Source organism: Paracoccus sp. Arc7-R13 (assembly GCF_004010775.1).
GTDB lineage: Bacteria > Pseudomonadota > Alphaproteobacteria > Rhodobacterales > Rhodobacteraceae > Paracoccus > Paracoccus marcusii.
This window is the reverse complement of the sequence record NZ_CP034810.1, coordinates 884,241-905,221: the sequence shown is the minus strand read 5'-3', so window position 1 is coordinate 905,221 and position 20,981 is coordinate 884,241. Positions and strand designations below refer to the sequence as shown.

Sequence of the window (20,981 nt, the reverse complement as noted above, 5' to 3'; positions counted from 1 at the left end):
GTCAGGCGACCAGAGCCTCGGCGCGTTTCAGGTCCACGCTGACCAACTGGCTGACGCCCTGCTCGACCATGGTGACGCCGAACAGCCGGTCCATCCGGCCCATCGTCACCGCATGGTGGGTGATGATCAGGAACCGCGTGTCGGTCCGGCGGGTCATCTCGTCCAGAAGGTCGCAGAATCGGCTGACATTGGCATCGTCCAGCGGCGCGTCGACCTCGTCCAGCACGCAGATCGGCGCGGGATTGGCCAAGAACACCGCAAAGATCAGCGCCATCGCGGTCAGCGTCTGTTCGCCCCCGGACAAAAGACTCAGCGTCGACAGCCGCTTGCCGGGCGGCTGGCACATGATCTCCAGCCCCGCATCCAGCGGGTCGTCGGATTCGACCATCACCAGGCGCGCCTCGCCGCCCCCGAAAAGCGTCGTGAACAGGGTGGCGAAATTGGCGTTCACCGTCTCGAACGCGGCCAGAAGGCGCTCGCGCCCCTCGCGGTTCAGGCTGCCGATCCCGGCGCGCAGCTTGCGGATCGCCTCCTCCAGGTCGGTCTTCTCGGCGGCCAGACCGTCGCGTTCGGCCTCCAGGGCGCGCTTGTCCTCGTCGGCGCGCAGGTTGACCGCGCCCAGGGCCTCGCGCGCGCCGCGCAGGCGGGCGATCTCCTGCTCCAGCCGGTCGACGGGGGCGGTCAGGTCGATCTCGCCCAGGGCGGCGCGCAGCTGGTCGGGGCCCTGCTCGGTCTCCTCGCGGATGCGGGCGCGGGCCAGGGCCTCGGCCTCGCGGGCGGCCTCCTGGCGGGCCTCGCGCGCGGCGCGGGCCTCGCGTGCCTCGCCCGCCTGCCGCTCTGTCTCGCGCTCGGCCAGGGCGGCGGCGCGGGCGGCGTCCTCGGCAGATGTCAGCGCAGCGCGGGCCGCCGTCAGCCGCGCCTCCAGCTGCACCCCGCGCGTGACCAGCGCCTCCTCCTGCTCGGCCAGGATGGCGGGCTGATCCTGCGCCTCGGCCAGCTCATCGGCGGTGGCGTCGCGCCGCGCGGACAGCTCGGCCGCGCGCGTGCCGGCCTGCTCCAGGCGCAGCCGCCAGCCCGATTCCTCCTTGGCGATCTCCTGCAGACGCTTGGTGCGGGCCTGCCCCTCGCGGCGCAATTCGTCCAGCGCGGCGCGGCGGGTCATCGTGGCGATGCGCGCGCCCTCGACGCCGGTGCGGGCATGTTCGACCGCGGCGGCGGCATCGGCGCGGTCGGGCAGCGCGGCCAGCTGCGCCTCGGCCTCGCTCAGGCGGCTTTGGGCGTCGGCGGCATCGGCGCGGTGGCGCGCCAGCTCCGCCCGCGCCCCGTCGGCGCGGCTGGAGGCCATGGCCAGATCGGATTCCGCCCGCGTCGCGGCGCGCGCGGCCTCGGACAGCAGGCGCTCGGCCTCGCGGCGCGCATCGCGGGCCGACTTCTCGACCTCGGCGGCCTGGGCCAGATCGGCGCGGGCCGCCTCATGGGTCTCGCGGGCCTCCTCGGCGCGGGCCTCGGCACGCTCGGCCTGTTCGGTCACATGGGCCAGCTCGTTGACCTTCTGCAGATGCAGCGCGGCCGAGGACAGCGCCTGCCCCGCCATCACCCGCAGCCCGTCCCATCGGAACAGATCGCCCTCGAGCGTCACCAGCCGCTGTCCCGCCGACAGCATCGGCTGCAGCGCGGCCCCCTGGCCTGCGTCCAGCACCAGCCCCGTCTGCGACAGCCGCCGCGCCAGCAGATCCGGGCCGCGCACATGCGGTGCCAGCGGCACGGCGCCGTCGGGCAAGGGCTGCGGATCGTCCCAGCCCGGCAGGTCGTGCCAGCCCGACCCGTCGCCGCCCACGCCCGCGCGCAGATCGTCGCCCAGGGCGGCCCCGAACGCGGCCTCGTGCCCCCGCGCGACGGCCACCCGATCCAGCAGCGTGGCACCCCCGGAGCGCCCGCGATCGACCAGCCGCTGCAGGGCGGTGCGTTCGGCGGCAAGGGCCGCGGCCTCGCCCTCGGCGGCGGCACGCGCCTGACGGGCGGCGGCCTCGCGGGTCTCCAGCGCGGCGCGCCCGGCCTCGGCCTCGGCCAGCGCATCCTCGGCGGCCTCGGTGCGGTCGCGGGCCAGATCCTGCGCGGCATCCGCCCGGTCCAGCGCGGCGGCCGCGGCCTCTCCGGCGGCATCGGCGGCGGCCAGCGCCTCGGCGGCCTCGGCGGCGGCCCGGTCGGCGCGGTCGAACATGGCCCGCAGGTCATGGGCCAGACGCTCGGCCGACTGATGGCGGGCGGCCAGGCGGGCGGATTCGTCGGTCAGCTCGGCCAGCCGGGCCTCGACCTCATGCAGCGTCTCGGCGGCGGCCTCGGCTTGGGCTGTGGCGGCGTCCAGCCGCGCGTCATGCCCCTCGCCGCCCGCGCGCAGCTGCTCGGCCTCCCAGGTCAGGCGGCGCACGACCTCCTCGGCATCGCGGTTCAGCGCCTGCTCGCGCTCGATGTCGCGGTCCAGCTGCGCCAGACGCCCCGACAGCGCGGTGATGGCCTGGGTCGCGCGCCGCCCGGCCTCGGCCAGAGCCTCGGTCTCCACGGCCAGCCGCTGGACCAAGGCGGCGGCGATCTGCTCCTCCTCGCGCAGCGGCGGCAGCGCGGCCTCGGTCTCGGTCCGTCGCAGGACGGCGGCCTCGGCGGCGGCACCCGCCTGACCGGCGGCCCGCACCGCCTCGGTCAGGGCCTGCGCCGCGGCAAGGCGTGCGGCCTCGGCATCCGACCAGCGGCGATACAGCAGCAGCCCCTCGGCCAGCCGCAGCGCGGCGCCGATCTCGCGGTACTTCGCCGCCGCACGCGCCTGCCGGGCCAGGGTCGCGGCCTGGGACGACAGCTGGTCCAGCGTGTCGTCGACGCGCGTCAGGTTGCCTTCGGCCCCGTTCAGCTTCAGCTCCGCCTCGTGGCGGCGCGCGTAAAGCCCCGAGATCCCCGCCGCCTCCTCCAGGATGCGGCGACGCGACTTGGGCTTGGCGCTGATCAGCTCGCTGATCTGGCCCTGCCGAACCAGCGCCGGGCTGTGCGCCCCGGTCGAGGCATCCGCAAACAGCATCTGCACGTCGCGCGCCCGCACGTCCTTGCCGGCGATCTTGTAGGCGCTGCCCGCGTCGCGGGTGATGCGACGGGTGATGTCGAACTGATCGTCCTCGTTGAAGCCCGCGGGCGCCAGACGGTCGCGGTTGTCGACGCTCAGCGAAACCTCGGCATGGGCACGGGCATTGCGGCGCGTGGTGCCTGCAAAGATCACGTCCTCCATCCCCTCGCCGCGCATCGCGGTGGGGCGGTTTTCGCCCATCACCCAACGCAGGGCCTCCAGCAGGTTGGACTTGCCGCAGCCGTTCGGGCCAACCACGCCCGTCAGCCCCTCGCGGATGACCAGATCGGTCGGGTCCACGAAGCTCTTGAAGCCGTTCAGTCGCAGGCGGTCAAAGCGCAAGGGTTGGGTCCAGATTCGATAAGGCTGGCGGATTGTCCATCCGCAGGGGGGACAAGTCAACCGGACCGCAAGATGTCGCCCCGCCGGGACAGTTTTCCACAAGATGCGCGGCGTTGCCACTGGCGCGACCGGGGGCTGCACGCTACTCTGGCGGCATGATCCGCAGCCTTGCCATCATCCTGACGTTCCAGCTGGTCGGAGAGATCACCTCGCGCGGCCTGGGCCTGCCCCTGCCCGGCCCGGTGGTCGGACTGATCGCGATGGTCGCGGCCTTCATGCTCCGCCCCGACCTGGCGCAGGCGATCCGCCCCACGGCGACGGGACTCTTGTCGCATCTGTCGCTGTTTTTCGTGCCTGCGGGGGTCGGCATCGTGGCCCACTGGGATCTGCTGCGCGAACAGGGGCTGGGGCTGGCGGCCGCCCTGACGGGATCGACGGTGCTGGCCATCGCCGCAGGGGCCTGGGCCTTCACCGCGGTGGCCCGCCTGACCGGATCCGAGGAACGCGCCGCCCTGAGGGATCAGGGGCATGAGTGATCCGGTCCTGATCTGGTCCTATCTGGCGCAGGGGCCGCTGCTGTGGCTGACCGCCACGCTCGTCGCGTACCTGGCGGGCGATGCGGTGTCGCGCAGGCTGGGCCGTGCCAGCTGGGCCAACCCCGTGCTGATCGCGGTGATCCTGCTGGCGGTGCTGCTGGGGATGACGGGGACAGGCTACGCCACCTATTTCGACGGCGCGCAGTTCGTGCATTTCATGCTAGGGCCGGCCACCGTGGCGCTGGCACTGCCGCTTTATGACAACCTGCCCCGCGTGCGGCGCGCGGCGTGGCCGATGCTGGCAGGGTTGCTGGCCGGATCCGGCGTCGCAGTCGTCTCGGCCCTGCTGATCGCCCGCGCCTTCAGGATCGAGGGATCGGTCCTGGCCTCGCTTGCACCGAAATCCACCACCGCACCCGTGGCCATCGGCATCGCCGAACAGCTGGGCGGTCAGCCCACGCTGACCGCGGCGCTGGTTCTGCTGACGGGCATCTTCGGCGCGATCGTGGTCACGCCTCTGCTGAACGCGATGAAGATCCGCGACTGGCGCGCGCGCGGATTTGCCGTGGGCGTCGCCGCGCATGGCATCGGCACGGCCCGGGCGTTCCAGGTGAACGCCACGGCGGGCGCGTTTTCGGGGATCGGCATGGGCCTAAACGCGGTGCTGACGGCGATCATCGCCCCGCTGGCCCTGCGTCTGTTCGGCAGCTAGGCGCTTTCGGGTATTTGGACAAAGAAGAAATCTGTCTCCTTTGTCCAAATACCCCCTTTGCCGGCCCCTATGGGTGGTCAGGCCGATTTGGGACGAAAGGCCTGGATCCGTGCAGGATCGGTCTCGATGCGCGCCGCACCCATCAGATCCAGGCAATAGGGAACAGCGGCAAAGACCGCATCCAGGCAGGTGGCGATGGCTGAGGGCTTCCCGGGGATGGTGATGATCAGGCTGCGCCCGCGGATCGCCGCGGTCTGGCGCGACAGGATGGCGGTCGGTACCTCGCGCAGGGAGGCGCGGCGCATCTCCTCTCCGAAGCCGGGCAGTTCCTTGTCCATCACGTCGGCCACGGCCTCGGGCGTCAGGTCGCGCGGTGCGGGGCCGGTGCCGCCAGTGACCAAGATCAGGTCCGCGCCCCCATCGGCCAGATCGCGCAGGGTGCTGGCGACGCTGTCGCGGCCGTCGGGAATGATGTGGCGGTCGATGGCCATGGGCGAGGTGACGACACCCCGCAGCCAGGCCTCGGCGCCGGGGCCGCCCTTGTCCTCGTACTCGCCTCGCGACGCGCGGTCGCTGACGGTGACGATGGCGATGCGGGCGGCCCCGGCGGTCATTTCGCCACGCGGGCGTTACGGTTCGCGATCAGCTTCAGGCGCAGGGCGTTCAGGCGGATGAAGCCCGCCGCGTCCTTCTGGTCATAGGCGCCGGCGTCGTCCTCGAAGGTCACATGCGCCTCGCTGTACAGCGAATGATCAGACCAGCGGCCCACGCAGGTCGCCAGACCCTTGTAGAGCTTCAGCCGCACCGTGCCGGTCACATGCTCCTGGCTCTTGTCGATCAGGGCCTGCAGCATCTCGCGCTCGGGGCTGAACCAGAAGCCGTTATAGATCAGTTCCGCATAGCGCGGCATGATCGAATCCTTCAGGTGGCCTGCGCCGCTGTCTAGGGTGATCTGCTCGATCCCGCGATGGGCTTCCAGCAGGACCGTGCCGCCCGGCGTCTCATAGATGCCGCGCGACTTCATGCCGACAAAGCGGTTCTCGACGAAATCCAGACGGCCGATGCCGTGCCGGCCGCCCAGTTCGTTCAGCTTGGTCAGAATCGTGGCGGGCGACATGGCCACGCCATTGATCGCGACCGCGTCGCCCTTCTCGAAGGTCACCTCGATGAATTCGGGCTGATCGGGGGCGTCTTCGGGGTTCACGGTGCGCTGATAGACATAGTCAGGCGCGGCCTCTGCAGGGTTCTCCAGCGCCTTGCCCTCACTCGAGGTGTGCAGCAGGTTCGCGTCCACGCTGAAGGGCGCCTCGCCGCGCTTGTCCTTGGCGATGGGGATCTGGTTCTTCTCGGCGAACTCGATCAGCTTGGTGCGGCTGGTCAGGTCCCATTCCCGCCATGGCGCGATCACCTTGATCGACGGGTCCAGCGCATAGGCCGACAGCTCGAACCGGACCTGGTCGTTGCCCTTGCCGGTCGCGCCATGCGCCACCGCATCCGCGCCCGATTCCTGCGCGATCCGCACCAGATGCTGAGAGATCAGCGGCCGCGCGATCGACGTGCCCAGCAGGTACAACCCCTCGTACAGCGCATTGGCCCGGAACATCGGGAAGACGAAATCGCGCACGAACTCCTCGCGCACGTCGACGATGTGAATGTTCTCGGCCGCAATGCCCAGCATCAGCGCCTTTTCGCGCGCGGGCTCCAGCTCCTCGCCCTGGCCCAGATCGGCGGTGAAGGTCACCACCTCGCAGCCGTATTCGGTCTGCAGCCATTTCAGGATGATCGAGGTATCAAGCCCCCCCGAATAGGCGAGGACGACTTTTTTCGGCGCGTCGGACATGCGGTTAACCCTTCGTCGAAGTTTCAGCGGGAATACGGCGATTTGCGCGTTGTCACAAGGGTTCGGGGGCGATTAGGGTCTGGGCGATTTCAAACGAGTGTTTTGATGCTGGCCTTTCGCCTTCTCCGCCATTCCATTCTGCAGCTGACCGGCAATCTGGGCGCGGCGCTGACGCTGTCGGTTCTGCCGCTGTTGCTGGCCGCCCTCGGCATCGGCATCGGGATGGCCGCGCGCCAGGCCCTAGCGGTCGGCGATCCGCCCGGGATCATTGTCGCAGTGGTGGCAGTGGCGATCGTCGCGACCTTCGTGCTGGCCTTCGTCAGCCTGGCTGCATCCTGGCATCGTCACGTCCTCCTGGGGGAACGCCCGCAGGTCTTTCGCAGCATCGGAGGTTCCGAGGCGCGCTATTTCTGGGCGGCGGTCAGGATGAGCCTCGTTATCATGCTGATCGTCTTCATGCCCATGATCCTCATCGTGGCGCTGACCTCGGCGTTGAACGGCAGCATCTACGTCACCATGCTGGCCAGCCTGATCATTGGGATCGCGGTGGCCATCATCGGCCTGCGCCTTGGAACAGGGCTGGCCGGGGCGGCCATCGGCGCGGCAAAGCCGCTGACGACCGGCTGGAAGGGGACGGAATCCTGTCTGGGCACCCTGCTCCTTCTGGCCGTGTTCAGCCAGATCCTGCAGACCATTCTGAACCTTGCGTCGCAGATCCCCGGTCTGGTGGGGTTGGTGGCCACGCTTCTGGCTGCCTGGCTGGGCACCCTGCTGTCGCTGTCGATCATCACCACGCTCTGGGGGCATTTCGTCGAGGGTCGCGCGCTGCGCTGACCCTTGCCAACAGGCCCGTTTCGCGGCATGGGCGGGGCATGGAAAACTTTGTCGCCGCCGTCCGTCTGGCCGAGGCCGCGCTTCGCGACCTGTTCGAGCCTACGCCCCTGCAACGCAACGACCATCTGTCGGCGAAATACGGCGCCGACATCTGGCTCAAGCGCGAGGACCTGACCCCAGTGCGCAGCTACAAGCTGCGCGGGGCGTTCAACGCGATGCGCAAGCAGGTCACGCCCGGCGCGCCCGGGCATTTCGTCTGCGCCAGTGCGGGGAACCATGCCCAGGGCGTGGCCTATGCCTGCCGCCATTTCGGCGCGCGCGGCACGATCTTCATGCCCATCACCACGCCGGGACAGAAGATCGACAAGACCCGCATGTTCGGCGGAGACGCGATCGAGATCGTACTGAAGGGCGACTATTTCGACCAGACCCTGGCCGCGGCCCAGGCCTTCTGCGCCGAACAGGGCGCGCAGTTCCTGTCGCCCTTCGACGCCCCCGACGTGATCGAGGGGCAGGCCACCGTCGGCATGGAGATGCTGGCGCAGCTTGGCCGCGCGCCCGACCTAGTCGTGCTGCCCGTGGGCGGGGGCGGCCTGTCAGCGGGCGTCACCAAGCTGCTGGCGACCCAGGCGCCGGACACCCGCTTTGCCTTTGCCGAACCCCTGGGCGGCGCCAGCCTCAAGGCCGCACTGCAGGAGGGGGCGCCCGTCGCCCTGCCGGCGGTGGACAGCTTCGTCGACGGTGCCGCGGTCGCGCGCATCGGAGCCTTGCCCTTCGAGGCGCTGCAGCGCTTTACCCCCGCCGACGTCTATCTGGCCCCCGAGGACCGCATCTGCCGCACCATGCTGGAGATGCTGAACACCGAAGGCGTGGTGCTGGAACCCGCGGGCGCGCTGGCGTTGGACGTGCTGGGCGATCTGGGCGACCTGTCCGGCAAGACCGTCGTCGCGGTCTGTTCGGGCGGCAATTTCGACTTCGAGCGTCTGCCCGAGGTCAAGGAGCGGGCCCAGCGGTTCCAGGGCGTGAAGAAGTATTTCGTGCTGCGCATGCCGCAGCGCCCCGGCGCGCTGCGCGATTTCCTGGACCTGCTGGGACCGAACGACGACATCGCGCGGTTCGAATACCTCAAGAAATCCGCCCGCAACTTCGGTTCGGTGCTGATCGGGATCGAGACGTCGGACCCGGCCAACCTGATCACGCTGATGGCGCGGCTGGACCGGTCAGGCTTTGCCTATCGCGACATCACGAACGACGGCATCCTGTCGGAACTGCTGGTCTGATCACGACGCGCGGGCGGCGGCCTGGCCGCTCAGGTCGCTGTCCATCACATGCGGCAGATCGCGCAGGAACAGCTGCTTTGTATGGCCGAAGCTGGCGCGCAGCGCCGCGGGGGCCAGGGCCGTCTGGTCGCCGCGGGCCAGCTGCTGTTCGGCGCGCAGGCACTGGGCGCAGAACTCGGTGAAGCCGATGTTCAGCGCCAGGCCGCGCAGCAGGTGCAGGTCCTCGGCCAGGTGCAGGGTGCGGCTGTCCAACGCGAACAGATGCGCCTCGATCTCGACCAGGATCATGTCGATGATGGGCAAAAGCTCCTCGGGGCCAAGCTCGTCGCGCAGCTCGATCACGCGGTTCCAATCGATCATTCCCCAAACCCTTCGAATCGCTGACATGCCCCTGTCTAGCGCGGTCGCCTTGCGAAAAGTTTAACCGCGGGAAACGGGGCGGTTTACCCGAAATTTACGACCGGCACGCTATGCATGGTCCCATGACAGCCGCGAATCGCCCCTCTCCCCTCTCCGACACGGCACCGCCCAAGCAGAAGCGGCTGGTGCTGCTGGTCGATGACAGCGCCGCGCAACGCCGGCTGCTGGCGCGGCTGCTGAAACGCGGCGGCTATGACGTGGTCGAGGCCGCCAACGGGGCCGAGGCGCTGCAGCTGTGCGAAAGGCTGGCCCCGGACCTCGTGCTGTCGGACTGGGTGATGCCCGAGATGACCGGCCTGCAGTTCTGCGCCGCGTTCCGCCAGTTGTCGCGCCCGAACTATGGCTATTTCGTGCTGCTGACGTCGAATGCCGACGCCCATGCCATCACCGAGGGCTTGCAGGCCGGCGCCGACGATTTCCTGACCAAGCCCGTGGCGCCCCAGGAACTGTTGGCGCGCCTTGCCGCCGGCGAGCGCATCCTGCGCATCGAGGAGGAGCTGCGCGCCAGCAACACCCAGCTGCGCCAGGCCCTGTCGCAGCTGTCCGAGACCCAGGCCGCGATGGAACGCGACCTGCGCGAGGCGCGCAAGCTGCAGCAGGGGCTGGTGCGCGAACGCTCCGGGCGGTTCGGCCAGATCGAGATCAGCCTGCTGTTGCGCCCAGCGGGCCATATCGGCGGCGACCTGGTGGGGTTCTTTCCCATCGGCGACGACAGGCTTGGCCTCTATGCGCTGGACGTATCAGGGCATGGCGTGACCGCGGCACTGCTGACGGCGCAGCTGTCGGTGCACCTGTCGGGGTCGTCCGACCAGAACATCGCGCTGCGCGGCGCGCTTGGCGGGGCGGATGCGGGGGGGCCGGCGGCGCTGGCACATTTCTTCAACACGATGATGCTGGAGGAGATGAACACCGACACCTACTTCACCATGATCTATGCCGAGCTGAACCACATGACCGGGCATCTGCGCATGGTCCAGGCGGGGCACCCCCACCCCGCGCTGCAACGGGCCGACGGCACGGTGACGCATCTAGGCGCGGGCGGCATGCCGATCGGCATCTTCGAAAGCCCGCTCTTCGACGAGATCGACATCACCCTTGGTCCCGGCGACCGTCTGCTGATCGCATCCGACGGCATCACCGAGGCCACGACCCCCAACGGCCGCCAGCTGGGCAATGACGGGCTTGAGGCGGTGATGCGCACCAACGCCTTCCTGAACGGCCATTCCTTCCTGGAATCAATGGCCTGGTCGGTGTCGGAATATTGCCGCGGCGAACGGCAGGACGACATGTCCGCGGTGCTGGTCGAGTTTCGTGGCACGGGCAAGGTCATCCGCCTGGACGACGGCTAGCGTCCCGCCAGCCACCCCGACAGCGCCGCACGCGACCCCGGATCAGCCAGCGCGTCCATCGCCTGCGCGGGCGTCATCCAATGCGCACTGTGTCCCGGTTCGGTCGGCGGCGACAGGCGGCTGATAGGCCGTGCCACCCAGATCTGACAGCGCTTTTCGGCGTGCATGTCGTAATCGGGCATGAAGCAGAACCGCCGATAGCTGCCCAGATAGCGCGGTGCGCCGATGGTCCAGCCGGTCTCCTCGGCCACCTCGCGGTGCAGGGCCGCCAAGGCGTGCTCTCCGGGGTCGATGCCGCCGCCGGGCAGCTGGAATTCGGGTTCGGGCGCCTGCTGATGCGTCAGCAGGATGCGCCCGTCGCGCCACAGGATCGCATAGGCGCCGGGCCTGCGGCGATAGCGGGGTCCGGTCAGCGGCGGTTGTCCGAAACGCGGGATCATGGGGCACCTGTCTGATTGCCCGCCCGTGATAGCCCGGACCGGGCGTGGCGGAAAGCGGCGTGCCCGGGCCCCCTTGGGATCGGCGGAAAATGCCTTATATTGGGCGCAACCGGGCGCGCAATGTCGGCGCCGACACCACCTCAAGGATCAATCATGAGTAAGATCAACCAGATCGCCTGGGACGACACCGTACTGCCCTTTCAACTTGACCGCAGCTCCATCCGGGGCCGCGTGGTGCGTCTGGACGGCGTCTTGGACCATATCCTGTCGCGTCACGACTATCCGCCCGCCGTCAGCGCCATGGTCGCCGAGATCGCGCTGCTGACCGCGCTGATCGGCCCGACCGTCAAGCTGCGCTGGAAGCTGAGCCTGCAGGTGCGCGGCAACGGCGCGATCCGCACGCTGGCCGCCGACTACTTCGCCCCCGAGGGCGAGGGCAAGCCCGCCCGCATCCGGGCCTGGGCCAGCTTCGACCCCGATCGCCTGGATGCCCGCGCCCCCCTCGAGCAGATCGGAGAGGGCTATTTCGCCATCCTGATCGACCAGGGACCGGGCAGCACCCCCTATCAGGGCATCACGCCGCTGACGGGCGGGTCGCTGTCGGCCTGCGCGCAGACCTATTTCGCGCAATCCGAACAGCTGCCGACGCGGTTCCAGCTGGCATCGGGTCAGTCGCGCCTGTCCGGTCAGGACGCGCAGTGGCGCGCCGGCGGCATGATGCTGCAGACTTTGCCCGGCAATCCGGCGCAGCCGACCGAGGGTGGCAGCGGCGAGGGCGGGCTGATCGAGGCGGCCGACATCCTGCAGGGCGCGGAATCCGAGGATTGGAGCCGAGCCAACATCCTGCTGGACACGGTCGAGACGCTGGAGCTGATCGGCCCCACCGTCGGCCCGACCGACCTGCTGCTGCGCCTGTTCCACGAGGAGACGCCGCGGGTCTTCGACGCGCACCGCGTGGAGTTCGGCTGTTCCTGCGACGCCGACCGGGTGCGGGGCACGCTTTCGATCTATTCGGCCAAGGACATCGCACACATGACCACCCCGGAGGGGACCGTGACCGCCGATTGCCAGTTCTGCGGCGCGCATTACGTCTTCGACCCGCAAAGCCTGGGCTTCGAGGCGACGGTGGATGCCGACGGCAACCCCCTGCCCGACAGCGACAGCGACAAGGCGGCCGAGTGACGGAGTGGTCAGAATCCCGCCTGCGCGACGCCCTGCGTCGCGCGGCGGACCCCAGCTCTGACTATGACCTGAACCCCGAAGCTGCGCCGCCGGACGCGCCCCTGCGCCCGGCGGGGGTGCTGGCGGCGTTTCGCGCCGATGACGGGCGCCTCGTCCTGACCAAGCGCGCGTCGGGGCTGCGCCACCATCCCGGCCAGATCGCCCTGCCCGGCGGCAAGGTCGATCCGGGCGACGCCGATGCCGTCGCCGCCGCCCTGCGCGAGGCGCGCGAGGAGATCGGCCTGGACCCCTTCCAAGTGCGCGTGCTGGGCTGCCTGCCGCCGCACCGCACCGTCACAGGCTTTTCCGTGACCCCGGTCCTGGCCGTGATCGACGGCCCCTTCGCCCCCGTCCCCGAGGCCGGAGAGGTGCAGGAGGCGTTCGACCTGCCCTTTGCGCATGTCGCCGACCCCGCCCGGTATCGCGTCGAACGCCGGCGCTGGCGCGGCGGCTGGCGCAGCTATCACGCGGCGCCGTTCGGGCCCTATTACCTGTGGGGCGCGACCGCGCGCATCCTGCTGGGACTGGCGCGGCGCCTATGACCCGGTTGCCCGCGCATGTGCTGGAGGATGCTGCCCTGATCCGGGTGCTGGACGCGCTGCAGGCAGAGGGCGATCACGCCTATCTGGTGGGCGGCGCGGTGCGCAACGCGCTGTTGGACCAACCCATCGACGACATCGACATCGCGACCGACGCCCTGCCCGACCGGGTGACCCGGCTGGCGCAGGCTGCGGGCCTCCGTGCGGTGCCCACGGGCATCGACCACGGCACCGTGACGCTGATCGCCGGCGGGCGCGGGTTCGAGGTCACGACCTTTCGCCGGGACGTCGACACCGACGGTCGCCGTGCCGTGGTCGCGTTCTCGACCGACCTGGCCCAGGACGCGGCGCGGCGCGATTTCACGATCAACGCGCTTTACGCGGGCCGCGACGGGGCGGTGATCGATCCGATGGGCGGCCTGCCCGATCTGGCCGCGCGTCGCCTGCGCTTTGTCGGCGACGCCCACGCGCGGATCACCGAGGATTACCTGCGCATCCTGCGCTTCTTCCGCTTTCTGGCCCGCTATGGGCAGGATGCCGACCCGGCCGCCGTCGCCGCCTGCGGCGCGCATCGCGACGGCCTGTCGCGCATCGCCCGCGAACGCATCGGGGCGGAACTGAAGAAACTGCTGGACGCGCCCGACCCCGGCCCGGCGGTCGCGCTGATGGACCGGACGGGGGTGCTGCATCAGTTGCTGCCCGGTGCCAATGCCGCGCGCCTGCAGGCGCTGCTGGACGCCGAACCCGCGCCCGGCGGCTGGCTGCGCCGTCTGGCGGCGCTTGGTCCGGTCCAGCCCGACCTGCGCCTGTCGCGCGCCGACCAGCGCGCGCTGGCGGCGCTTGACCGGGCGCGCAGCTGGTCGCTGGACCGCGCCGCATGGCACCTGGGCGCGGATGCCGCGACCGACCATGCCGCCCTGATGGCCGCCGACGGCCACCCGCTGCCCCCCGACTGGCAGGCCCGCATCGCGCGGGCGACCCGGTCCCCCCTGCCCGTGGCCGCAGCCGACCTGGCCCCGCTGCAGGGGCCTGCCTTGGGACGGGCCCTGAAGGCCGCGGAGGAGGCGTGGATCGCGTCGGCCTTCACCCTGCCCGCCCCCGCCCTGATCGACGCGGCCCGCTTGGCCGGGAAGGACGACGAATGAGCCTGCACACCCGCTTCGGCCGCATGGTCGACGCCTTTCGCCCGGCCGAGGGCGCGCCGCCCGCCACGCTGATGGCCTTCTTCCGCTGGTGCCTGTCGGGCGCCTGGCCGGGGCTGGGGTTTGCCGCCATCGCCTCCGCCCTGGGCGGGGTGGCGGATGTCGTCTCGGCGCTGCTGCTGGGGATGGTCGTCGATGCGGTCACGACCAGCGCGCCCGGCGTCTTCTGGGACCAGAACTGGGGCCTGGTCGCGCTGTTCGCGGGGTTCTTCCTGGTGGTGCGCCCGGCGATCTATGGCCTGTCCACGGCCAGCTCGAACGTGATCATCGGACCGAACATCCTGCCGTTGGTGCTGTCGCGCCTGCATCGCTGGACGATGGGACATGCGGTCACCTTCTTCGACAACGACTTTGCCGGGCGGCTGGCGCAAAAGCAGATGCAGACCGCGCGCGCGGTGACCGATGTCGCATCCGAGATGGTGAACGTGGTGGCATTCGCCCTGGCATCCGTGCTGGGATCGGCGGCCTTCCTGCTGGCCGTCGATGGCTGGGGCGCGGTGGCGCTGCTGGTCTGGCTGGCGGCCTATTTCGCGCTGATCCGGTTCTTCCTGCCGCGCATCCGCGCGAAATCGGGCGCGCGCGCATCGGCGCGGGCCAATGTCACCGGACAGGTCGTCGACACCATCACCAACATCAAGACGGTCAAGCTGTTCGCCCATGCCGACCACGAGGATCAGGCCGCCCTGGGCGCGATGGCGGGGTTCCGCGAACGCGCGCTGGATTTCGGCGTCGTCTCGACCTGGTTCCGGCTGTCGCTGATGGTCGTGGCGGGGATCCTGCCGGTGATTTTGGTCGGCGGCGCGATCCTGCTGTGGCGCGACGGCACCGCGACCGTGGGCGATGTCGCCGCCAGCGGTGCCATCGCTATGCGCCTGTCGCAGATGACCGGGTGGGTCAGCATGGCCCTGATGGGCATGTGGGGCAGCATCGGAGAGGTCGAGGACGGGATGAAGACCCTGTCCCCGCCCCATGCCCTGACCGACCGCCCCGGCGCCCGGACCCTGTCGCGCGTGCAGGGCCGGATCGAGTTCGACCATGTCGAATTCGCCTATGGCCGCGACGCGGGCGGCATCCGCGACCTGACGCTGACCATCCCGGCCGGAGAGAAGATCGGCATCGTCGGCGCGTCCGGCGCTGGCAAGACCACGCTGGTCGGCCTGCTGCTGCGGCTCTACGACGTTGAACGGGGCACCATCCGCATCGACGGCCACGACCTGCGCGATGTGACCCAGGAAAGCCTGCGCCGCCAGGTGGCGATGGTCACCCAGGACACCGCCATGTTCAACCGATCCGCCCGCGACAACATCCTGTACGGTCGCCCCGACGCGACGCAGGACGAGGTCGTGGCCGCCGCCAAGGCGGCCGAGGCGCACGACTTCATCCTGACGCTGGAGGATTATGCGGGCCGCACCGGGTATGACGCATATCTGGGCGAACGCGGCGTCAAGCTGTCGGGCGGCCAGCGCCAGCGCATCGCCCTGGCCCGCGCCTTCCTCAAGGACGCGCCGATCCTGGTCCTGGACGAGGCGACCAGTGCGCTGGACAGCGAGGTCGAGGCCCAGGTCCAGGATGCCCTGACCCGCGCCATGCGCGGCAAGACCGTGCTGGCCATCGCGCACCGACTGTCCACCATCGCCGAACTGGACCGCATTCTGGTGATCGAGGACGGGCGCATCGTCGAACAGGGCGGTCATGACGACCTGCTGGCCCGCGACGGCCGCTATGCCCGCTACTGGAACCGCCAGTCGGGCGGTTTCCTGGGCACCGAAGAGGCTGCCGAATGACCCAATGGACGATCGAGCGGCTTGGCCGCAAGGGCGACGGCGTGGCCCTGTCGGGCGACGCCCGCGCGCTGGCCCCCCTGGTCCTGCCCGGAGAGGTCGTCCAGGGCGAGGCCCTGGACGGCCGCATCGCCGCCCCGCGCATCGTCACCCCGTCCCCGGACCGCATCCGCCCCGTCTGCGGCCATTACCGCGCCTGCGGGGGCTGTTCGCTGATGCACGCGACCGACGCCTTCACCACCGCCTGGAAGTCCCAGGTCGTGCTGACCGCGCTGGCGGCCCAGGGGATCACGGCGCCTCTGCCGCAGGTCCACGTGTCGGCGCCGAACAGCCGCCGCAGGGCCGTGCTGTCGGGGCGGCGCACGAAGAAGGGTGCGACCGTGGGGTTTCATGGCCGCGCATCCGACGTGATCGTCGATCTGACCGAATGCCACGTGCTGCGCCCGCAGATCCTGTCCGCGCTGCCGCTGCTGCGCCGCATCGTCATCGCCGGGGCGTCGCGCGCGGCGGAACTGTCGCTGGTCGTCATCCATGGTCCGGCCGGGCTGGACGTCGCCGTGCGTGGCGGCAAGCCGATGGACCCTGCGCTGTTCCAGGCTCTGGCCGCCCTCGCGGACGAGGGCGATCTGGCGCGGCTGGACTGGGATGGCCAGGCCATCACCCGCCGCGCGCCCGCCCTGCCGATGGGGCGCGCGCATGTCGTCCCCCCGCCCGGTGCCTTCCTGCAGGCCACCGCCCAGGGCGAGGCCGCACTGCTGGCTGCGGTGCGCGACACCGTGGCGGGCGCGTCAAAGGTCGCCGATCTTTTCGCGGGCTGCGGGACCTTCACGCTGCCTTTGGCGGAACGGGCCTCCGTCCATGCGGTCGAGGGGCTGGCCGCACCCTTGTCCGCCCTTGATTCGGCGTGGCGGGCCACGTCCGGCCTGAACCGTGTCACGACCGAGGTCCGCGATCTGGCCCGCAGGCCGCTGATGCCCGATGAACTGGCCCGGTTTGACGCGATCGTGATCGACCCGCCCCGCGCCGGGGCCGAGGCGCAGATGCGTCAGATCACCGCCGCTCGCGTCCCGGTGGTGGCGGCCGTGTCCTGCGACCCGGTCAGTTTTGCCAAGGATGCGCGGATTCTGGCCGATGCCGGCTATGGCATCGATCGACTGTGGGTGGTCGACCAGTTCCGGTTTTCCCCGCATGTCGAACTGGTGGCGGCGTTAACGCACCGCTAGGCAGGCATGGTGTATCCGTGATATTCCGGGCCCATAAAAAATCAAAAACGCTTCAGAGGCAGTGATGATCAGAACCACCCGTCGGACGTTCACGATTTCGATGCTGGCCCTGCTGGCTGCCTGTGGAAAGCCGCAGCAACCCAGCAAGTTCCAGCGCTACTCCGGACCGCCGATCACCCAGGTGCAGGTGAACAAGGGTCAGCGTCGCATGCACCTGTTCAGCGGCAGCACGCCGGTCCGGTCCTATGACATCAGCCTGGGCAACCAGCCGGTGGGGCACAAGCAGTTCTCGGGCGACGGCAAGACCCCCGAAGGCGTCTATTACATCGACCGCTTCAACCCGCGCAGCGCGTTCCACCTGTCGGTGGGCATCTCGTATCCGAACCCCAACGACCGCGCCTTCGCCGAGCAGTATGGCATGGATCCGGGCGGCGACATCTTCATCCACGGCCGCGGACCCCAGGGCAACAACCTGTTCCCGCGCCAGCGCGACTGGACGGCCGGCTGCATCGCCGTCACCGACGAGGAAATCCAGGAAATCTATGCGATGCTGATGCCCGGCACGCCGGTCGTCATCTATCCCTGACCCCCGCGACGGTTGCGGCCCCGCATGGGGGCCGCCCGAGGCCTAGCGTCCGGTCAGCAGCGTCCACCAGACCTTGCCCGACGGCTCCTTGAACCAGGCAAAGCCCAGCTGCGTCGCGGTCGGGTCCATGATCACGTCGCGGGTGTCGCGCGTGGACATCCATGCGGCCAGCGTCTCGATCTCGTTCTCGTAGGTCTCCGAGATGTTCTCGCCGATGATCTCTCCGCCGAACCCCTGACGCTGCGCCCGGTCCAGGGGCGACGATCCGTCCGACCCCCAGTGCCAGGCCCGGTTCTGGGCCGACATGTCGCGCGAATGGACCAGCGACGCCGCCTCCAGCGCAGGGCTGGGCTGCAGCGGGGACAGGCCGATGTTGCCGCGCAGCGTGTTGATCTGCTGCAGCACGCGCCCCGCGATTGCTGCGTTGTCGTCGACCACCGGCGCCGCCGCCGCGGCCGGGTCCATGGGCATGGCCATCGGCGCAGGCGCCAGGTTGCGCGGGCCGCACGCACCCAGCACGATCAGGCCCAGAATCGCAAGCGCGTTGATTTTCTTCATGTTCCGGCCACTCTCCTCGCGCACATGGCCTAGTCCTATCCAATGCCTCGCACCGGATCAAACCCAACTTGGAGTGAACGCGCCGACGCTCACCGCGGCTGCACCCAGCCGCCGATGTTCTCGCGCACCACCTCCAGCATGACGCGGATATGGGCGGGGTCGTCGTTCAGGCAGGGGATGTACTGGAATTCGTGCCCCCCGGCCTCCTCGAAGGCCTCCTTGATCTCGCCGTTGATCTCCTCCAGCGTCTCGATGCAGTCCGACGAGAACGCCGGAGAGATCACCGCGATGTCGGTATGACCCTGCTTGGCCAGTTCGGCCACATGCTCGACCGTATAGGGCTTCAACCACTCCTCGCGGCCGAAGACCGACTGGAAGGTCGTGTCGATGATCCCCTCGGGCCAGCCCAGCTCCTCGCGCAGCAGGCGCGACGTCTTCTGGCACTGGCAGTGATAGGGATCGCCCTGCATCAGATAGCGCTTGGGCATGCCGTGATAGCTGGCGACCAGCTTCTTGGGCACCTTGCCGTCCAGCGCGCGGCGCACGCTGTCGGCCAGCGCCTTGATGTAGTCGGGGTGGTTCACATAGGGCTCGACCGTGCGCACGGCGGGCTGCCAGGTCTCTTTCATCAGGACGCGGAACAGCTGGTCGTTGGCCGTGGCCGAGGTCGGCCCCGCATATTGCGGATAAAGCGGCAGGAACACGATCCGCCGACAGCCCGCATCGACCATCCGCCGCACCACGTCCCCGGTCGATGGATTGCCATAGCGCATGCAGAAATCGACCATCACCTGATCGCCCCATTCGTCATGCGCCATCTGCGCCAGCGCGCGGGTCTGGGCCTTGGTGATGGTCAGCAGCGGGCTTTCGTTCGCCTCGTGGTTCCAGATCAGCTTGTAGTTCTTGCCGGAACTGAACGGCCGCTTGGTCAGGATCACCCCCTGCAGCAGGGGCTGCCAGATCAGGCGGTTCACGTCGACGACGCGGCGGTCGGACAGGAACTCGTTCAGATAGCGGCGCATCGACCAGTAGTCATAGCCGTCCGGCGTGCCCAGATTGGCGATCAGGATGCCGGTCTTGGCGGGCTTGACCGCGGGATGGTCGGCAGGCGCGTGGGTGGGTCTCATCATGACTTCCTGAGTTTTGTCAGGGCATCGGCCAGCGAGGTGGTGGCCGATCCGGGGCGCAAGGGCTTTGGCTGGCTGTCCGAGGGCGCCCAGCCCGTCAGAAAGACCAGATCGAAGGTGACGGCGACACGGGACGGATCGTCGCGGTCGGGACTGTGGGCGGCCAGCAGATCGGCGGCGCGGGCCAGCACGGCGCGCGGGGTGGGCCGGCGCAGGCGCGCGGCCATGGCGTTGCCCTCGCCCATCGCACGCAGGTCGCGGCCCAGATGGAACAGGTCGCGATAGCTGGCGCGCTGCGGCAGCAGGTCGGCCACCGGCAGCGCCAGCCCCGCGCGGGCCAGCAGGCCGCCCAGGTCGCGGATCTCTCCCATCGGCAGGATCCGGGGCGACAGGCCGCCGGTGATCTCGGCTTCGGCCTGGGCCAGGGCGGCGCGGGGTTCGGACAGGGTCTGGCCGCCGAACAGGACGCCGATGAACAACCCGTCCTCGCGCAGGGCGCGGCGGCACTGCACCATCTGCCCGACCGGATCGTCCGCCCAATGCAGCGACAAGGCGTGGATCACCAGGTCATGCGCGCCTGGTTCCAGGTCCAGCACCGGGTCGTCCGCCACCACCCGCGCATCGGGAAAGCGCGGGCCCCAGATGTCGGGAAAACCGGTCACCAGGGCAGGGGCCGTAAAGGTTCTGTTAACCTCGGCCAGCCTATCGTGGATCTCGTCGGCGGCGATCTGGTGGAACAGGTCGACCATGCCGTCCCGTTGGGCGCGGCGGCGCTGGCGGGTCAGGGCGATGCGGTCGGTCAGGGCGGGTCTGGGGTCACTCATGGGACGGGAACATAAGGTGCTTTCGGGGGCGATGAAAGCCGCGCTGCGGCTGTTCTATCCGCCCCAATGCCTGTCCTGCGGCGCGGGGGTGGCCGACGGGGGCGCGGGGGCCGTGCATCTGTGCGCCGACTGCTGGCCCGAGGCCGCTTTCATCACCGGCGCCTGCTGCGATTGCTGCGGGGCGCCGCTGCCCGATGACGGGTCGGGCACTGACATGGTGCTGGTCTGCGACGACTGCCTGGGCGCGGTGCGGCCCTGGACGCGGGGGCGCGCGGCGATGGTCTATGGCGGCACCGCGCGCAGGCTGATCCTGGCGCTGAAGCATGGCGACCGACTGGACCTGGCCCCGCCCATGGCCGCGTGGCTGGCGCGGGCGGCGGCACCATTGGCGATGCCCGGCATGATCGTGGCCCCGGTGCCCCTGCACCTGCGCCGCCTGGCAAAACGCAAGTACAACCAATCCGCGCAGGTGTCGGGCCGGGTGGCGCGCACCCTGGGGCTGGATCACCAGGCCGACCTGCTGGTGCGCGTGCGCCACACGCAGGCGCAGGACCATCGCGGCGTGGCCGACCGCTATGCCAACCAGCAGGACGCCCTGGCCGTGCATCCGCGTCGCGCGGCAGGCGTGGCGGGGCGGCCGGTGATGCTGATCGACGACGTGATGGCGTCGGGGGCCACGATCCACGCGGCGGCACTGGCGCTGCTGGCGGCGGGATCGGGACCGGTTTCGGTGGCGGTGCTGGCACGCGCGGTCAAGGATCACTAGATAGGGGGCAGCCACCAAAAAGGACCGCCATGAGCATCGAGATCTATACCACCCGCACCTGCCCCTTCTGCATCCGCGCCAAGCAGCTTCTGGACCAGAAGGGCGCGTCCTATACGGAAATCGACGTCGGCGCCGACCCGGCGCTTCGCGACAAGATGACGAAGCGCGCGGGCAAGCGCAGCGTGCCGCAGATCTTCGTGGGCACCACGCATGTCGGCGGCTGCGACGACCTCTATGCGCTGGAGCGGTCGGGCGAGCTGGACCCGCTGCTCAAGGGCGCCGCCTGATGGGC

Annotated in this window: 21 protein-coding genes; 13 read left to right on the top strand and 8 right to left on the bottom strand. The window is 69.8% G+C overall.

Annotation, left to right across the window (positions count from 1 at the left end):
- Position 1: 1 nt before the first annotated feature.
- Entirely contained in the window at positions 2–3,451 is a 3,450-nt protein-coding gene (locus EOJ32_RS04480) for a chromosome segregation SMC family protein (protein ID WP_127897831.1), read from the bottom strand.
- 155 nt (positions 3,452–3,606) lie between these two features.
- Here EOJ32_RS04480 and EOJ32_RS04475 point away from each other — a divergent pair, with 155 nt between their 5' ends.
- Both EOJ32_RS04475 and EOJ32_RS04470 read left to right on the top strand, forming a co-directional pair.
- Complete coding sequence (locus EOJ32_RS04475) at positions 3,607–3,987, top strand: CidA/LrgA family protein (protein WP_127899285.1); 381 nt, start codon at positions 3,607–3,609, stop codon at positions 3,985–3,987.
- Positions 3,980–4,699, top strand: a complete 720-nt coding sequence (locus tag EOJ32_RS04470) for an LrgB family protein (protein WP_127897830.1) — start codon at positions 3,980–3,982, stop codon at positions 4,697–4,699. The genes EOJ32_RS04475 and EOJ32_RS04470 overlap by 8 nt, the downstream gene beginning before the upstream one ends.
- A 77-nt stretch (positions 4,700–4,776) precedes the next feature.
- Here EOJ32_RS04470 and mog read toward each other — a convergent pair whose 3' ends face one another.
- Complete coding sequence (gene mog, locus EOJ32_RS04465) at positions 4,777–5,313, bottom strand: molybdopterin adenylyltransferase (RefSeq protein ID WP_127897829.1); 537 nt, start codon at positions 5,311–5,313, stop codon at positions 4,777–4,779.
- Positions 5,310–6,539: an argininosuccinate synthase gene (locus tag EOJ32_RS04460; protein ID WP_127897828.1), complete on the bottom strand. Its 1,230-nt coding sequence runs from the start codon at positions 6,537–6,539 to the stop codon at positions 5,310–5,312. The genes mog and EOJ32_RS04460 overlap by 4 nt, the downstream gene beginning before the upstream one ends.
- A 105-nt stretch (positions 6,540–6,644) precedes the next feature.
- Here EOJ32_RS04460 and EOJ32_RS04455 point away from each other — a divergent pair, with 105 nt between their 5' ends.
- Together EOJ32_RS04455 and ilvA are read left to right on the top strand one after the other, a co-directional pair.
- On the top strand, positions 6,645–7,373 hold the full coding sequence (locus EOJ32_RS04455; protein ID WP_127897827.1) for a hypothetical protein: 729 nt from the start codon (positions 6,645–6,647) through the stop codon (positions 7,371–7,373).
- A gap of 38 nt (positions 7,374–7,411) precedes the next feature.
- Positions 7,412–8,653, top strand: a complete 1,242-nt coding sequence (ilvA, locus tag EOJ32_RS04450) for a threonine ammonia-lyase IlvA (protein WP_045983339.1) — start codon at positions 7,412–7,414, stop codon at positions 8,651–8,653.
- On the opposite strand, the gene EOJ32_RS04445 is transcribed toward ilvA, so the two are convergent.
- The gene (locus EOJ32_RS04445) at positions 8,654–9,013 is read right to left on the bottom strand and encodes an Hpt domain-containing protein (protein WP_127897826.1); all 360 of its coding nucleotides are present in this window, start codon (positions 9,011–9,013) and stop codon (positions 8,654–8,656) included.
- Positions 9,014–9,135: 122 nt separating this feature from the next.
- On the opposite strand from EOJ32_RS04445, the gene EOJ32_RS04440 reads away from it, so the two are divergent.
- Positions 9,136–10,422 (top strand): PP2C family protein-serine/threonine phosphatase, encoded by a 1,287-nt coding sequence (locus tag EOJ32_RS04440; protein WP_127897825.1) that lies wholly within the window; start codon positions 9,136–9,138, stop codon positions 10,420–10,422.
- Here EOJ32_RS04440 and EOJ32_RS04435 read toward each other — a convergent pair.
- Positions 10,419–10,862 (bottom strand): NUDIX domain-containing protein, encoded by a 444-nt coding sequence (locus EOJ32_RS04435; protein WP_045999969.1) that lies wholly within the window; start codon positions 10,860–10,862, stop codon positions 10,419–10,421. The genes EOJ32_RS04440 and EOJ32_RS04435 overlap by 4 nt on opposite strands.
- A gap of 153 nt (positions 10,863–11,015) precedes the next feature.
- On the opposite strand from EOJ32_RS04435, the gene EOJ32_RS04430 reads away from it, so the two are divergent.
- The 6 genes from EOJ32_RS04430 (at position 11,016) to EOJ32_RS04405 (ending at position 17,414) form a co-directional block, all read left to right on the top strand.
- Positions 11,016–12,044 carry an Hsp33 family molecular chaperone HslO gene (locus EOJ32_RS04430; RefSeq protein WP_127897824.1) on the top strand — a complete coding sequence of 343 codons (1,029 nt, stop codon included), beginning with the start codon at positions 11,016–11,018 and terminating at the stop codon, positions 12,042–12,044.
- The gene (locus EOJ32_RS04425; protein ID WP_240542493.1) at positions 12,041–12,625 is read left to right on the top strand and encodes a CoA pyrophosphatase; all 585 of its coding nucleotides are present in this window, start codon (positions 12,041–12,043) and stop codon (positions 12,623–12,625) included. The genes EOJ32_RS04430 and EOJ32_RS04425 overlap by 4 nt, the downstream gene beginning before the upstream one ends.
- Positions 12,622–13,767 (top strand): CCA tRNA nucleotidyltransferase, encoded by a 1,146-nt coding sequence (locus tag EOJ32_RS04420; protein WP_127897823.1) that lies wholly within the window; start codon positions 12,622–12,624, stop codon positions 13,765–13,767. The genes EOJ32_RS04425 and EOJ32_RS04420 overlap by 4 nt, the downstream gene beginning before the upstream one ends.
- Complete coding sequence (locus EOJ32_RS04415; protein WP_127897822.1) at positions 13,764–15,608, top strand: ABC transporter ATP-binding protein; 1,845 nt, start codon at positions 13,764–13,766, stop codon at positions 15,606–15,608. Before EOJ32_RS04420 ends, EOJ32_RS04415 begins: the two co-directional genes overlap by 4 nt.
- Positions 15,605–16,828, top strand: coding sequence for a class I SAM-dependent RNA methyltransferase (locus EOJ32_RS04410; protein ID WP_127897821.1), 1,224 nt, complete (start codon positions 15,605–15,607; stop codon positions 16,826–16,828). Before EOJ32_RS04415 ends, EOJ32_RS04410 begins: the two co-directional genes overlap by 4 nt.
- Before the next feature lie 64 nt (positions 16,829–16,892).
- Positions 16,893–17,414 carry a murein L,D-transpeptidase family protein gene (locus EOJ32_RS04405; RefSeq protein WP_045981359.1) on the top strand — a complete coding sequence of 174 codons (522 nt, stop codon included), beginning with the start codon at positions 16,893–16,895 and terminating at the stop codon, positions 17,412–17,414.
- Between the two features lie 42 nt (positions 17,415–17,456).
- Here EOJ32_RS04405 and EOJ32_RS04400 read toward each other — a convergent pair whose 3' ends face one another.
- The 3 genes from EOJ32_RS04400 to EOJ32_RS04390 all read right to left on the bottom strand — a co-directional run bounded on the left by EOJ32_RS04400 (position 17,457) and on the right by EOJ32_RS04390 (position 19,923).
- The gene (locus EOJ32_RS04400) at positions 17,457–17,972 is read right to left on the bottom strand and encodes a CAP domain-containing protein (protein ID WP_045999965.1); all 516 of its coding nucleotides are present in this window, start codon (positions 17,970–17,972) and stop codon (positions 17,457–17,459) included.
- Positions 17,973–18,061: 89 nt separating this feature from the next.
- Positions 18,062–19,102 carry a ferrochelatase gene (gene hemH, locus EOJ32_RS04395; protein WP_045981361.1) on the bottom strand — a complete coding sequence of 347 codons (1,041 nt, stop codon included), beginning with the start codon at positions 19,100–19,102 and terminating at the stop codon, positions 18,062–18,064.
- On the bottom strand, positions 19,099–19,923 hold the full coding sequence (locus EOJ32_RS04390) for an SAM-dependent methyltransferase (protein WP_127897820.1): 825 nt from the start codon (positions 19,921–19,923) through the stop codon (positions 19,099–19,101). Before EOJ32_RS04390 ends, hemH begins: the two co-directional genes overlap by 4 nt.
- 31 nt (positions 19,924–19,954) lie before the next feature.
- Here EOJ32_RS04390 and EOJ32_RS04385 point away from each other — a divergent pair, with 31 nt between their 5' ends.
- Together EOJ32_RS04385 and grxC are read left to right on the top strand one after the other, a co-directional pair.
- Positions 19,955–20,689 (top strand): ComF family protein, encoded by a 735-nt coding sequence (locus EOJ32_RS04385; protein WP_127897819.1) that lies wholly within the window; start codon positions 19,955–19,957, stop codon positions 20,687–20,689.
- Positions 20,690–20,718: 29 nt separating this feature from the next.
- A complete protein-coding gene (grxC, locus tag EOJ32_RS04380; protein WP_127897818.1) occupies positions 20,719–20,976 on the top strand; it encodes a glutaredoxin 3 in 258 nt (85 codons plus the stop codon).
- Positions 20,977–20,981: the final 5 nt, after the last annotated feature.